Source organism: Catellatospora sichuanensis, assembly GCF_007483665.1.
GTDB lineage: Bacteria > Actinomycetota > Actinomycetes > Mycobacteriales > Micromonosporaceae > Catellatospora > Catellatospora sichuanensis.
Window position 1 is genome coordinate 1 of sequence record NZ_VIQO01000057.1, and the last position, 14365, is coordinate 14365.

Here is a 14365-nt window from a genome sequence, read left to right on the forward strand (position 1 = left end):
TCATCTACGCCTCGGACGGCAAGACGCAGGTCGCGCAGCTCGGCACGGAGAACCGCCGCATCGTCGACATGAACGTGCTGGACAGGAAGATCAAGGACACCCTGATCGCGGGTGAGGACCAGGACTTCTACCACCACGACGGCATCGACATCTGGGGCATCGCCCGCGCCGCGTGGAACAACCTCACCGGCGGCGCGACCCAGGGCGCCTCGACGATCACCCAGCAGTACGCGCGTGCCGCGGCGGACGACCTCGAGGTCACCTACGCCCGAAAGCTGCGCGAGGCGGTCTGGGCCCGGGAGCTGGAGCAGGAGCACTCCAAGGACGAGATCCTCGGCTTCTACGTCAACACCGCCTACTTCGGCCGTGGCGCGACCGGCGTCGGCGCCGCCGCCATGGTCTACTTCGGCGTCGAGGCCGAGAAGCTGACCATCGGACAGGCGGCGGTGCTCGGCGCGGTGCTCAAGCAGCCGGAGCCGCAGTGCGGGGACGTGGAACTCAAGGACTGCCAGTACAAGGGCTACGACCCGCAGAACGACGAGGCGGCCGCCAAGGACCGCTGGAACTACGTGCTCAACAGCGTGGTGAAGATGGGCACGCTGAGCCAGGCCGAGGTGGACGAGGTCAAGGCCAAGGATTACCCCATGCCGAAACCGTTCACTCCCGGCGGCAAGAACAACGCCACCTGGGGCATCAAGGATTCCAGCTACGGTCCGATGATCAACTACATCAAGAAGGAGATGGAGACTCCAGAGGCCAGGAAGGCGCTGGAGGCCCTCAAGATCAAGGACTGGAAGAACGGCGGCCTCAAGATCACGCTGACCGTGAACCACAAGGCGCAGATGGAGTTGCAGAAGCGGCTCTACCGGGTGTACTCGGTCAAGGAAGTCTGCAAGAACCCCAAGACCAAGGCTGAGATTCCGTTCACGCTCGCCGAGGACGGGAAGACCAAGCTCGGTAAGGACGGCAAGCCGCTGTCGACCGACAAGAAGAAGGTCCTCTGCCGCTCCGAGGTCACCTCGACCTTGGAGAAGGACCCCCAAAACAAGTCGGCCCCCTCGCTGCTGAACAAATACCCACTGAACGTCACGGCGGCCGCAGTCTCCATCGACCCGACCACCGGCGGCGTGCTCGCCTACTACGGCGGCATGGACGGCACCACCTACGACAAGGCCGGCAAGAACGGCGAGGGCGGCCCGTACGTCAGCGGCGGACACTCCCCCGCGTCATCCTTCAAGATCTACACGTTGGCCGCGGCGGTCGCGGCCGGCGTCTCGGTGGAGTCGCACTGGGACCCGACCCCGTTCAGGCCGAAAGGCTCCAGTACCCAGATCCGCAACGCCGGCCGGTCCAACCCGCCCTGCGACAAGAACTGCACGCTCGCCAAGATGGCGCAGCTGTCCTTCAACGTGCCGTTCTACAAGGTCACCGAGCAGATCGGCCCGGCAGCCGTGATGGACATGGCGGCCAAGGCCGGCGTCAGCATGATCTGGGACGACGGCAACAAGGCCTATGACCTCACCAAGAAGAAGGGGAGCGAGGTTCCGCTCGGCCCCCATGTCGGCTTCGGCCAGTACCCGATCACCGTGCTCGACCACGCCTCGGGCATCGCGACGTTCGCGGCCAACGGCGTCTACCACACGCCGCACTTCATCGCGAAGGTCGAGCGCAAGGACACCGAGGGCAACAAGACCGTGTGGAAGCCCGTGCCCGGCACCGGGGCGAAGACCAAGGGCGTGCCGCGCATCGAGCCGCGCATCGTCGGCGAGGTCAACGCCGTGCTGAAGAACTACAGCAACACGAGGCTGAACGGCCGCGACTCGATCTCCAAGTCGGGCACCTGGCAGGCCGGCAACCAGTGGGCCGGGAAGAACTCCAGCGCCTGGTACGTCGGCTACACGCCGCAGATCGCGACCGCGGTCTGGGTCGGCAACTACCTGCACGAGTCCGAGCCGATCAAGGACCCGGACCTTGACAACATCGGCAGTAGCGACCTGCCGAAGACGATCTGGACCCAGTTCATGGACAAGGCCAACGACGTGCTCGGCTTCAAGGCCAAGTCGATCGAGTTCGGCTGCGGCGGCTGCATCGGCGACCCGGACGCCGGCGACGGCATCGAGAGCCCGACCCCGGACCCGAACGCCTGCGTCCGCAACCCGAACCAGCCGGGCTGCGAGAACCCCGGTAACCCGAACAACCCCGGCCCGAACCAGTCGCCGTCGCCCGGCACAGGTGGTGGCGTGCCGAATCCCAACTGCAGTCCGAGGCCGAACCAGCCATGTAACCGATAGGCACTTGACGAAGGGGGATCGACCCCGCCGCCAAAGTTCGCTGAAAGTGCGTCATGGGCCAGGGGCCTGCCGGCGTGATCGCCGGCAGGCCCCTGGTCTGTGCTTTCCTTCGTGGGCCGGTCAGCTGCCCGAGAAGGTGAACGTCGAACCCGGCTGGGTCACGATGTTGCCGGTGCCGGAGTTCGTGATGGTGACGTTCGACAGCGTCGCGCTGCCCCGCGCCTGGGCCATCGCGAGCATGCCCGCCCCGTTGTTCGACTTGTCGATCTTCACGTTGGTGATGACCACCCCCGGCAGCTCACCGGCCTTGAACTGGATGCCGTCGTACGTCGAGTCGTAGATCTCGGTGTCGCGGATGGTGACACCGGGGATCGCGACGGTCGCCGCGAACAGCGTGATCGCGCCGAACTCCTGGTCTTCGTTCCAGAAGGCGCCACCCGTGCGGTAGAGCGCGTTGTTGGCGATCAGCGTCTGACCCGTGAAGGGGATCGGGTCGTGGTCGGTCGCCAGCATGATGCCCGGGTAGTTCATGGTGTCGTAGATCAGGTTGTTCTCGATCTTGTTGCCGTAGCCGCCGTAGACCGCGATGCCGTTCGCCCGCCACGGCAGCTGCACCGTGTTGTTGACGAAGCGGTTGTCGTGGCCGATGTCGACCGAGGTGTCCTTCACGTACTTGCTGGCCCAGACCGCGAGCGCGTCGTCGCCGTTGTTGCGGAACGACGAGTTGAACACGGTCGAGTTGCGGGTGCCGTTGGTGAAGTTGATGCCGTCGGCGTACGTGTTGCGGATGCGCATGCCGCTGAACTCCAGCCCGTCACCGGGTCCCCACAGCTCGGGGATGTTGGAGTAGTCGCGGCCGACCCAGGCGCCGACGTTGGCGTGCTCGATCCACACGTTGGTGATCTTCGTACCGACACCGAGCCGGCCGTTGATGCCGACGCCGCCCTCGGCGTTGCCGTCACCGCCACGGATCCGGCCGGAGCCGAAGATGGCCAGGTCGGAGATGATCGTGTTCTTGTCGATGTCGAATCCGAAGTTGCCCTCGTGCGGGTGGTTGATGCCGCCCGCGTTCTGGGGCTGGGTCAGCGTGTAGAGGCGGGAGTGCCACATGCCCGCGCCGCGGATGGTGACGTTGCTGATGCCCACCTGGTTGTGCGTCCCGCGGTTCAGCGGGTCGTCGGTGAGGATCTTCTGCTCCTGCCGCCACTGGCCGGCCGGGATCCAGACGCAGCTGATCTGCCCGTTCTGGTCGGCGGTCACCGCGGCCTGGATGGCCGCCGTGTCGTCGAGGCCGTCGTTGGGCACCGCGCCGTAGTTGGTGATCGAGGTGCACTCGGCCGGCTTGCTCAGCGCGGGCGCCACCTGCTCCAGGTCGACGAGATCGATGATGTAGAAGGAGGCGTTGTCACCCGAGTCGCGCTGCAGCTTGAACTTCGTGCCCGCCGGGTACGACGTCGACAGCAGGGCGTTGGACTCGTCGAACAGCCGCCGCGCGTTGGTCTGCGGGGTGTTGGACAGGCCCTCGGGGTCGTCGGTGGTGCCGTAGAGCCAGCTGTGCACCGAGGACAGGGTGAGCTTCCGGTCGAAGACACCGTTGATGTAGAGGCTGATCGTGTAGTCCTGGCCGCCGCCGCCGGCGGCGTCGGGGACCGAGTTGCGGACGACGATCGAGTTGGCCTGGTTGGTCGAGGTGAACTCGACGTACTGGCCCTGGGTGTTCAGGCGCACCGACTTGCGGCCCGAGGACTCGGTGGCGAAGTTGGTGTGCCCGAAGGTGCGCAGCGCGTCCGTCTCCAGCAGCGTGCCCTGGTAGGCGGCGGATTCGGCCTCGTACGAGGTGTAGGGGACGGCCGCGCCCCGGCCGACGACGATCGACTGAGTCCGCGAGTTGTTGGTCTCGTTGGTCTCGGTGACGACGTTGGTCGCGTCGGCGGCGGCCGTGATGGTCGCGCCGCCGCTGGTGGCGGTCCAGGTGCCGTTGACGGCCACGTTGACCGTGGCGCCCGCGGCGATGGAGGCCGTGTTGGTGTTGAGGGTGGTGGAGCCGACCGTCACCCGGGTGACCGTGGTGACGCCCGAGGCCGAGGTGCCGCGGTTGTTGACGGTCACCGTGAAGCTGACCGCCGCGCCGACGGCCGGGTTGGCCGGGTTGGTGGAGATCCCGGTGACCTGCAGGTCAGGGCCGGGGGCCTGGGCCACGACGAGGTTGCTCGCGGCGTTGGCCGTGTTGTTGTTCTCGTTCTTCTCGGTCACCGTGCTCGCGTTGTCGGCGCGGGCGCTGACGGCGTACGAGCCCTGGCCCAGCGTGCCGATGGGCAGGCTGACCGACTGCGAGCCGCCGGCCGCGATGGCCGCGACGTCGACGGTGCCCTTGAGCGCGCCGTCGAGGTAGAGGCCCACCTTCGAGGCGGGCGCGGACAGGTCGCCGATGTTGTTGACGGTGGCGGTCAGCGAGATGCTGGACGCCTCGTTCGGCGACGACGGGGTCCACGACACGTTGGAGACGGTCAGGTCCGGGTTCGGCGCCGGGGTGCCGCAGACCTCGAACTCGGCGACCTGGCCCGAGGGGGCACCGGTGTTGGAGTTGAAGGACAGCCGCACATCGGCCGTGGTGGCCGAGACGGGGATGTTCACCACGTTGCTGCCCTGGGTGAACTGGTAGCTCGCCGCCGACACCAGGTTGGTGTAGGTGGACGAGGACTGCTCGCGGCCCAGGATCTGGAAGTTCTGGGTACGCGTGCCCCACGCCGGGTCCGGGTTCAGCTTGACGTTGACCGCGGTGACGGTGTGGTTGCCGCCCAGCGCCACGGTCAGCGTCGCCGGGTAGCCGCCGCCCTCCCAGTAGGTGGCGAGCTGGCCGTCGTTGGCCTTGTCGGGGGTGAACGTGAACGTGGAGCCGTTCGCGGTCATGGTCTTGCCGGACGCGACGTTGACGCAGCCGGGCTGCTGGGTGCCGGTGCGGGTGACGGTGTTGCTGTTGCCGGACAGGTTGCCGGCGTTGTCGCGGGCCCGCACGTAGTAGGACACGGTCGCCGTGGCCGGCTGCGAGTCCTGGTAGGTGAGCACGGTGCCCAGGGTCGCGATCAGGCCGCCGTCGCGGTACACGTTGTAGCCGGCCAGCCCGCTGCCCGAGCCGTCGCTGGACGCGCCCCAGTTGAGGGTGATCGTGGTGCCCGAGGTGCTCTGGGTGAGGTTCGACGGGATGCTCGGCGGGGTGACGTCGCCGCCGGGGCGGGTCACGGTGTTGCTGTTGCCGGAGGTGTTGCCCGCGTTGTCACGCGCCCGCACGTAGTACGACACGGTGGCCGAGGCGGCCTGGGTGTCGTTCCAGGTGGTGACGGTGCCGACCTGCGCGGCCAGGGTGCCGTTGCGGAACACGTCGTAGCCGGCCAGGCCGCTGCCGCCCGCGTTGTCGGTCGACGCGCCCCAGTTCAGGGTGATCGTCGTGCCGGACGTGGTGTGGCTCAGCGTGCCGGGCACGCTCGGCGGGGTGGTGTCCGGCGAGCTGCCGTTGCGGGTCACCGTGTTGCTGTTGGCGGAGATGTTGCCCGCGTTGTCGCGCGCCCGCACGTAGTAGGACACGGTCGCCGTGGTCGGCTGGGTGTCCTGCCAGGTGGTGACGTTGCCCAGCGTCGCGGCCAGGGTGCCGTTGCGGTAGACGTTGTAGCCCGCCAGGCCGCTGCCGCCGGAGTTGTCGGTCGACGCGCCCCAGTTCAGGGTGATCGTCGTGCCGGACGCGCCCAGGGTCAGGTTCGACGGCACGCTCGGCGCGGTGGTGTCGGGGGTGCCGGTGCCGGGCCCGTACACCTCGATCTCGGAGAGCTGGCCCGCCGGCCACGCGGAGTTGGCGGTGATGTTGATCCGCACGTACCGGGTGGTGGTCTGGGTGAAGTTGATCGTCACCGAGTTCCCGGCCACGGCCGGGTTGAAGGTGTACGACGCCGAGCCGGCGATGTCGGTGAACGTCGAGCCGTTGGTGCTGCCCTGGACCGCGAGGGTCTGCGAGCGGGTGCCCCAGCCGGAGGTCGGCAGCTTCAGCACGACCCGGTTGACCGCGACGGCCGCGCCGAGGTCGACGGTCGCCCACTCGGGGAACGAGTTGTTGACGCTCTCCCAGTAGGTGCCCTGGTTGCCGTCGACGACCCGGGACACGTCGTACACGTCGGCGTGGCCGCTCTCGGTGGTCGGGCGGCCCTGAGCGAGGTTGGTCGACGAGCTGGCGGTGCCGTAGATCTCCAGCTCGGACAGCTGCGCGGCGGCCCAGCCGGTGTTCGCGCTGATGCTGACGCGCACGTAGCGCGGCGAGGTCGCCGGGAAGTTGACGGTCACCGAGTTGTTGGCGACCGACGGGTTGAAGCTGTAGCCCTGCGACGCGACGATGTCGCTGAAGCTGGAGCCGTTGGTGCTGCCCTGGATGGACAGGGTCTGGGTGCGGGTGCCCCAGCCGGCGGGCAGTTTCAGCACGACCTGGTCGATGGCGGTGGCGGCGCCGAGGTCGAGCTGCGCCCACTGCGGCAGGGAGCCGGAGCTCTCCCAGTAGCTGCCCTGGTTGCCGTCGTTGAGGTTGCCGGTCACGTAGGGGCCGTTGACCGAGCTGGCGGAGGTGGACTTGCCGAGCGACAGGTTGGGCCCGCCGGCCGCTTGCGCGACGGCTGCCCACCCGGCCGTGGCGATCATGGCGGCGGCGACCGCGGTCGCCACCGCTCTGATCGGATTCCTGGTTCTCATCGTTGTCCTTTGTCACGGAGGGACGGTTCCGCGTGTGGAGGGGGTCCACAGGCGTGCGGTGAAACGGGGTGACCGGTCAGCCGCGACGGTGAGCGGGACCGTGCGGTTGATGTTTTGCAGGCGTGGTGTAACCGGCGACGCGGCGCGGGCGTGAACTCAGCCCGGGCCGTGTGGGGGTGATCGACCAGTGCGTACGAAAGCCGACGTCATACCGGGCCTCTCCCGAAACGGATGGAGAACACCGGCAGGTGAGCGGCCTGCAGGGAACTTGCACAAGCTGACGACAAAACTAAACATCGCTTTGTCGAAATCTTGCACTGTGTCGGGGGCAACGTTACCGACACGTCACGAACACGTCAACACTTCGACATGCGTGAGCCGACGAACGGATGAGGTGTGCGTACGACAACATGGCCATCCGGACGGAATCCGGATGGCCATGTGTCCATTGTCGACGGTGCGATCAGCCCGCTGCCAGCACCTCTCGCAGCCGCACGGCGAACGCCGCCGGGTCGTCGGTGAAGCCGATGTGGTCGCCGGGGAACATCGTCGGCTCGATGTCCAGCTGCGCCGCCAGCGCCCGGGAGGTCCGGTCGCAGAGCTGCCCGGTGGAGTCCTCGCCGATGCCGACCACGACCCGGGTGCCGTTCCTGCGCAGCGCCGCGACGTCCGGCACGAAGCTGACCGTCGGCAGCAGCATGTGCGCGTACTGGAAGTGCTCGTCGGCGAGCGACTGCTCGTCGCGATCGCCGCCGACGATCGCCTCGAACACCGGCGGGGGCAGCTCGATGTTCGCGATCTTCAGGAACTTCGCGAACGCGCCCCGGGGATCGCCGCCGAGATAGGTCGCGATCATGTCGTCGGTCTGCTCGCGGAGCTGCACCCGGTCCTCGACCAGCTCGTCCAGCGGCGGCTCGTGCGCGATGACCGTGCTGACGAGGTCGGGACGGGTCTCGGCGAGGGCCAGCGCGCTGACCGCCCCGCCGCTGGAGCCAAGCACCACGGCCGGGCCGGCGTCGAGGTGGGCGATCAGCCGGGCCAGGTCGTCGCCGCGCTGCTGCGGCGTCGAGTCCTGGTCGCGGTCGTCGACCGAGCTGCGGAAGATGCCCCGCGGGTCGGTGGTGAGCACCATGTGGTCGGCCGCCAGCAGCTCGGCCAGCGGCGTGAACGCCCGGCCGTCCATGGGCGCGCCGATGAGCACCACCAGCGGCCCCCAGCCCCGCACCTCGTAGTGCAGCCGAGCGCCGGGCACCTCCAGCGTGCTGGTCGTGACGGGAACGGTCGAAGTGTCGTTCATCAGGTCTCCTTGCCGGTGAGATGGCACTCGTACCTGATAAAGACCGGGGCGGTGCGGCAGAATCGTCGCTTGTGAGCGAACTTTCCTCCGCCGTGGCCGGGGACGCCGACCTGGCCCTCGCCCGGGGCGGGGACGACGCCGCGTTCACCCGGCTCGTCGAGCCGCTGCGGCCCGAGCTGCACGCGCACTGCTACCGGATGCTCGGCTCGACCCATGACGCCGACGACGCGCTGCAGGACGCGCTGCTGCGGGCCTGGCGCGGGCTGGACGGCTTCGCCGGGCGGGGCTCGCTGCGGGCCTGGCTCTACACCGTGGCCACCCGCACCTGCCTGGACCTCGTCGAGGCCCGCGGCCGGCGGGCGCTGCCGATGGACCTGGGCCCGTCCAGCGCCCACGCCGTGGTCGGCGACGCCCCGCTGACCGAGGTCGCCTGGCTCGGTCCGTACGCCGACGCGGGTCTGGGCGCCGGGCCGGCCGGGCCGGGCGCGCGCTACGAGCAGCGTGAGGCGGTCGAGCTGGCGTTCGTGGCCGCGCTGCAGCACCTGCCCGGCAACCAGCGGGCCGCGCTGCTGCTGTTCGAGGTGCTGGGCTTCTCCGTCGCCGAGATCGCCGCGATCATGGACACCTCGACCACCTCGGTCAACTCGGCGCTGGCCCGGGCCCGCCGGATCGTCGCGGAGAAGGTGCCCTCCCCCAGCCAGCAGCAGACCCTTCGCAAGATCGGCGACGCCCGGGTGCGGGACGTGGTGCACCGGTTCGCCCAGGCGCTGGAGCGCGGCGACGCCGACGCCCTGATCACGCTGCTGGTCGAGGACGTCACCTGGTCCATGCCGCCGCTGCCGCACTGGTATCACGGCCTGGCCGCGGTCACCGACTTCGCGGTGCGGATCCCGCTGACCGCGTGCGGCTCCTGGCGGCACCTGCCGGTCAGCGCCAACGGCCAGCCCGCGGTGGCCTGCTACCTGCGCCCCGACGTCACGGGCGAGCACCTGCCCTGGGCGGTCAACGTGCTGACCCTGCGCGACGACCGCATCGCCGAAGTCACCGCGTTCATCGGGACCGAGCACTTCACGCGCTTCGGCCTGCCCGCGTCGCTGCCCTGAGCCCGGTCACGCGGGGGCCGGGAGCGGTTCCTCGTCCGCGTGGGCGATGCGGGTCATCTCCCGCCACAGCAGCAGCACGAAGGCCGCCGAGCCGGCGAAGGCGAACCAGAACGGCGCGGTGACCCCGAAGTGGGTGGCCAGCACGCCGCCGATCAACGAGCCGACGACCAGCCCACCGAAGACCGCGATGGTGTTGAGGCTGTTCACCCGGCCCTGCAGCTGCTCGGGCACGGCCCGTTGGCGCACCGTGACCGAGGTGGTGCCCCAGACGAACGCGTGCGCGCCGAACACGAAGAAGATCGCCGAGGCCAGCACCGGTGAGGTGGTCACGGCGAGGCCGAGGTGGGTCAGGGTCTCGATGATCAGTCCGATGCGCATCACGTTGCCCAGGCTCACCCGGCGGGTGATCGCGCCGTACAGCGCGGTGCCGAGCAGGCCGCCGACCGCCGAAACCGTGGTGAGCAGGCCGAACCCGATGGCACCGAGGCCGAGCTGCTGCTGGGCGTAGAGCACGAGCACCGACCAGGCGGCACCGAACGTCACATTGAAGATCAAAATCGTGAGCACGAGGGTACGCACGGCCGCGTGGTTCACCGTCCAGCGGAACCCCTCGGCGATGTCGCGCCGCAGGCTGCGCCGCTCGTCGCGCGGCCGGTCGCGGACCGGCAGCCGCACCCTCGACACGAGCACCACCCCGGCGGCGACCAGCACGAACTCGGCCGCGAACGGCCACGCCGTGCCCGCGGCGAACAGCGCCGCCCCGATCGGCGGGCCGATCAGCTGGTTGAGCGTGATGAACCCGGTCTGCAGCCGGGCGTTGGCCACCGCCAGGTCGTCGCGGTGCACCAGCATCGGCGTCAGGGTGCCCGCGGTGTTGTCGGCGAACACCTCGGCGACGGTCAGCAGGCCCAGCGCCGCCAGCGCGCCGGGCGCCGACAGCGTCCCGGTGAGCATCGTCGCCACGAGCCCGGCCAGCACCAGCACCCGGCCCAGGTTCGCCGCGATCATGATCCGGCGCCGATCGAGCCGGTCGGACAGCACGCCCGCGTAAAGGCCGAACACCAGCGGCGGTGCCCAGCGCAGCAACGCGGCCAGGGAGATCAGGAACGGGTCCTCGGTCAGCGAGGTGACCAGCAGCGGCCCGGCGGCGAGCGCCACCCCGTCGCCGAGGTTGCTCGACCAGGACGAGGCCAGCAGCCAGCGGTAGCCCGCGCCGAGCCGGGCGGGCACGACGGAGTCGACTACCTTGCGCACAAGGTCGAGACCCTACGGGCGCGGGCCACCCGCCCGCAACGCCTATTCATCGCCCCGTCCCGGTCGCCCGGTGCTGCAGTTTCGGGGAAACTGCAGCTTGCCTGGTCTACAAGGCCGCAGTTTCCCCGAAACTGCAGCCTTTCATCGGCTCGCGAAGCCGAGCACGGCGAGCACGGCGGAGGCGAGTGCCAGCACGCCGGAGACGACTTCGCCGCGGGCGGAGAAGCTGCCGCTGCCCCAGCGCTGCGGGAAAAGTGACTCGTCTGCGCGGCGGGCCTTCACGACGACGTATGCCGCGTAGAGGTTGAGCAGGGCCGCTCCGACCGCGACCGCGGGAAGCAGCCAGGAGTTCGCGACGGCGAGCAGAATGCTCAGCACGAGTCCGGCCGCGCCGGCCAGGGCGGCGGGCAGGCCTGCCTGCTGCCAGCTCCTCGCCTCGGTGAGCGCCGACCGGGTCTGCGCCCTGCCGCCGGGCTGCATGCGCGCGGCGGCCGCGGCCCGGCGGGCACGCACTTCTCGTCGTGATTTCGGCATGGGAGGCAGTGTGCCCGACGCGGGGCAGCGCGGCTGTCGGTGGTCGCCTGGAGGCGTGGTCTCGGAGCGGCCGAGGTCCCCCGAATCTCGGCCCGCCCCGAGAACATCGGCACGTCGGCGTGCCAGCCGACGAACGCGCACGGTTGATCACAGGTGATTTCGCACCGTGCCGTACGCTCGCCGATACCCGCATCGTGTCCGATCGCGGTACAGGCGATGTACAACGCGATCCGTGACTGCCGGAGCACGTGTCGTCATCGGAGTCGTGGTCGGGAAGGCGAGACGGCAGTGGAGTTCCAGGTCCTGGGACCCCTTCAGGCGGTTCACGACGGACAGCCGGTCTACCTGCCCACCGGCCACAAGCCACGGCTGGCGCTCGCCGTCCTGCTGGCCCGCCTGGGTCGGCCCGTCACCATGGACACCCTCGTCGAGGCGCTGTGGGCCGATCAGCCGCCGGCGTCGGCCCGGCGCAACGTGCAGCAGTACATCAGCCAGCTGCGTGGCGCCCTGGGCGCGGAGCGGATCCAGAATGCTTCCGACGGCTACGCCATGCCCGCCGGCGAGCTGCTCGACATGGCCAGGTTCGGCCAGCGGAGCGCCGCGGCGGCCCGAGCCCTGGACGGCGGCGACGTGGCGGCCGCCGCCCGCGACTGGCAGGCCGCCCTGGACCTGTGGCGCGGCCCGGCATACGCGGAGTTCACCGCGTGCCAGCTGCTGGCCGCCGAGGCCTCACGCCTGGATCAGCTGCGGCTGGCGGCGTACGAGGGCTGGGCCGAGGCTGAGCTGGCCCTGGGCCGGCACCGGCAGCTGGCCGGGACGCTGGAGACACTCGTCGCCGAGCAGCCGTTCCGTGAGCTCTTCCGCTGCTGCCTGATGCTCGCCCGGTACCGCAGCGGGCGGCGGGCCGAGGCGCTGGAGCTGTTCCGCGAGACCCATGCGCTGCTGCGCGACGAGCTCGGCCTGGAGCCGGGCCCGCAGCTGCGGGCGCTGCACGAGGCGATCCTGCGCGACGACGAGCGGCTCACCCGGCCCGGCCGGTACGACTTCGAACCCGACCCGCCCGCGGCCGCCGACCCGGTGATCGTCCCCCGGCAGCTGCCCGCCGACGCGGCCGGGTTCACCGGCCGCGACGAGGCGCTGCGGGAGCTGGACGTGATGCGCGACCGGGATGCCGGCACCGGACCGGCGCGGGTGGCCGTCATCACCGGCAGTGCCGGGGTCGGCAAGACCTCGCTCGCGGTGCACTGGGCGCACCGCGCCGCCGACCGCTTCCCCGACGGCCAGCTCCACGTCAACCTGCGCGGCTTCGACGCGAGCGGCCCGCCGACGAGCGCGTCCCAGGCCGTCCGCGGCTTCCTGGACGCGCTGGGCGTGCCGTCGGCGCGCGTGCCCGCCGACCTCGCCGAGCAGGCCGCGCTCTACCGGAGCCTGCTGGCCGGGCGGCGTTTGCTGCTGGTGCTGGACAACGCCCGCGACGCCGACCAGGTGCGCCCGCTGCTGCCCGGCACGGCCGGGTGCATGGTGCTGGTCACGAGCCGCAACCAGCTGTCCGGCCTGGTCGCGGCGGAGGGCGCGCGGCCGGTGTCGCTGGCGATGTTCACCGCGGCCGAGGCGCGGCAGTTGATGACCCACCGGCTCGGCGGCACCGCGGTCGCCCGCGAGGCACGCGCCGTCAAGGACGTCATCGCCCGCTGCGGCGGGCTGCCGCTGGCGCTGGCGATCGTGGCGGCCCGCGCCGCATCCAGCCCGGCGCTGCCGCTGGCCGCGCTGGCCGCGGAGCTGGCCGAGGGGCGCGACAACCTGGACGCGTTCAGCGGCGACGACGCGGCCACCGACCTGCGCGCGGTGTTCTCCTGGTCCTACCGGCAGCTCAGCGACGGCGGCGCGCGGATGTTCCGGCTGCTGGGACTCCATCCCGGGCCGGACATCTCGCTGGCGGCGGCCGCCGGCACCGCCGGGCTGACGCTGCGGCAGGCCCGTCCGCTGCTGGCCGAGCTCACCCGCGCGCACCTGGCCGTCGAGCACAGCCCGGGGCGGTTCCTGCTGCACGACCTGATGCGGGCGTACGCCGCGGAACTGGTCGCCGACCACGATCCCGAGCCGGTCCGGTTCCTCGCCCTGCGCCGGGCCTACGACCACTATCTGCACACCGCCAACAGCGCGACGCTGATGGTCTACCCGCACCGGCACCGCATCGCGATCCTGCCGTGCGACGAACACGTGACGCCTGAGGAGCACGCCGACCGGGACTCCGCCTACGCCTGGTTCGCCGCCGAGCACACGGTGCTGTTGGCCGTCATCCGGCAGGCGTACGAGCTCGGCTGCGACGGGCACACCTGGCAGCTGGCGTGGACGCTGATCACCTACTTCGACCGGCAGGGCCACTGGCTGGACCAGGCCGCCACCCAGCGCATCGCGCTGGACGCCGCGCTCCGCTCCGGTGACGTGACCGGCCAGGCCCACGTCTACCACGGCCTCGGCGTGTCCAGCACCTGGCTGGAACGCTACGACGAGGCCCAGCAGCACTACGACCGCGCCATGGCGCTGTTCGCCCAGTCCGACGACGCCGCCGGCCAGGCCAACACCCTGCTCGCGCTCACCTGGCTCGGCGAACGCACCACCCGCTACGCCGACGCGTACGCGTACGCCGAACGGGCCTATCGGCTGCACCGGGCGACCGGGAACAGATCGGGACAGGCCAAGGCGCTCAACACGATGGGCTGGTTCCAGACCCTGCTCGGCGACCACGCGGCGGCGATCACGGCCTGCGCGGAGGCACTCGCCCTGCACCAGGAGGTCGGCGACCTGGCCGGGCAGTGGGAGACCTGGGACAGCCTCGGCCATGCCCACCACCACCTCGGCGACCACGAGCAGGCGGTGATCGGGTTCCGCAACGCGCTGGACCTGGTCCGCCAGACCCGCGACCGCTACTGGGAGGCCTTCATCGCCGACCACCTCGCCGACGCGCACCTGGCGCTCGGCGACCGGGAAACCGCCGACGGGCTGTGGCGGGACGCCGTGCGGATCATGCAGGAGCTGGCCCATCCCGACGCCGAACGCATCAGGGCCAAGCTGCAGCCGCTCGACGCCCCACCCCCCGGTCCCGGCGCAGCCTGACCTGTCGCACAGGCCGAGCAGGCACGGAAAGCCGAAAACAC

General features: G+C 70.3%; 7 protein-coding genes. 3 read left to right on the top strand and 4 right to left on the bottom strand.

Annotated elements, in window-relative coordinates:
* The coding region (locus FLL47_RS42015; protein WP_144128282.1) for a transglycosylase domain-containing protein at positions 1–2291 on the top strand (2291 nt) is incomplete at its 5' end.
* A 120-nt stretch (positions 2292–2411) separates the two neighbouring features.
* Here FLL47_RS42015 and FLL47_RS42020 read toward each other — a convergent pair.
* The gene (locus FLL47_RS42020; protein ID WP_246159334.1) at positions 2412–7019 is read right to left on the bottom strand and encodes a galactose-binding domain-containing protein; all 4608 of its coding nucleotides are present in this window, start codon (positions 7017–7019) and stop codon (positions 2412–2414) included.
* Between the two features lie 463 nt (positions 7020–7482).
* A complete protein-coding gene (locus FLL47_RS42025) occupies positions 7483–8316 on the bottom strand; it encodes an alpha/beta fold hydrolase (protein ID WP_144128283.1) in 834 nt (277 codons plus the stop codon).
* 20 nt (positions 8317–8336) lie between these two features.
* Between FLL47_RS42025 and FLL47_RS42030 the strand changes: the two genes are divergently transcribed.
* A complete protein-coding gene (locus FLL47_RS42030; protein ID WP_144128284.1) occupies positions 8337–9419 on the top strand; it encodes a sigma-70 family RNA polymerase sigma factor in 1083 nt (360 codons plus the stop codon).
* A 6-nt stretch (positions 9420–9425) separates the two neighbouring features.
* Here FLL47_RS42030 and FLL47_RS42035 read toward each other — a convergent pair whose 3' ends face one another.
* Both FLL47_RS42035 and FLL47_RS42040 read right to left on the bottom strand, forming a co-directional pair.
* On the bottom strand, positions 9426–10673 hold the full coding sequence (locus FLL47_RS42035) for an MFS transporter (RefSeq protein WP_144128285.1): 1248 nt from the start codon (positions 10671–10673) through the stop codon (positions 9426–9428).
* A 141-nt stretch (positions 10674–10814) separates the two neighbouring features.
* A complete protein-coding gene (locus FLL47_RS42040; RefSeq protein ID WP_144128286.1) occupies positions 10815–11207 on the bottom strand; it encodes a hypothetical protein in 393 nt (130 codons plus the stop codon).
* Between the two features lie 288 nt (positions 11208–11495).
* On the opposite strand from FLL47_RS42040, the gene FLL47_RS42045 reads away from it, so the two are divergent.
* Complete coding sequence (locus tag FLL47_RS42045; protein WP_186316249.1) at positions 11496–14324, top strand: AfsR/SARP family transcriptional regulator; 2829 nt, start codon at positions 11496–11498, stop codon at positions 14322–14324.
* Positions 14325–14365 lie beyond the last annotated feature (41 nt).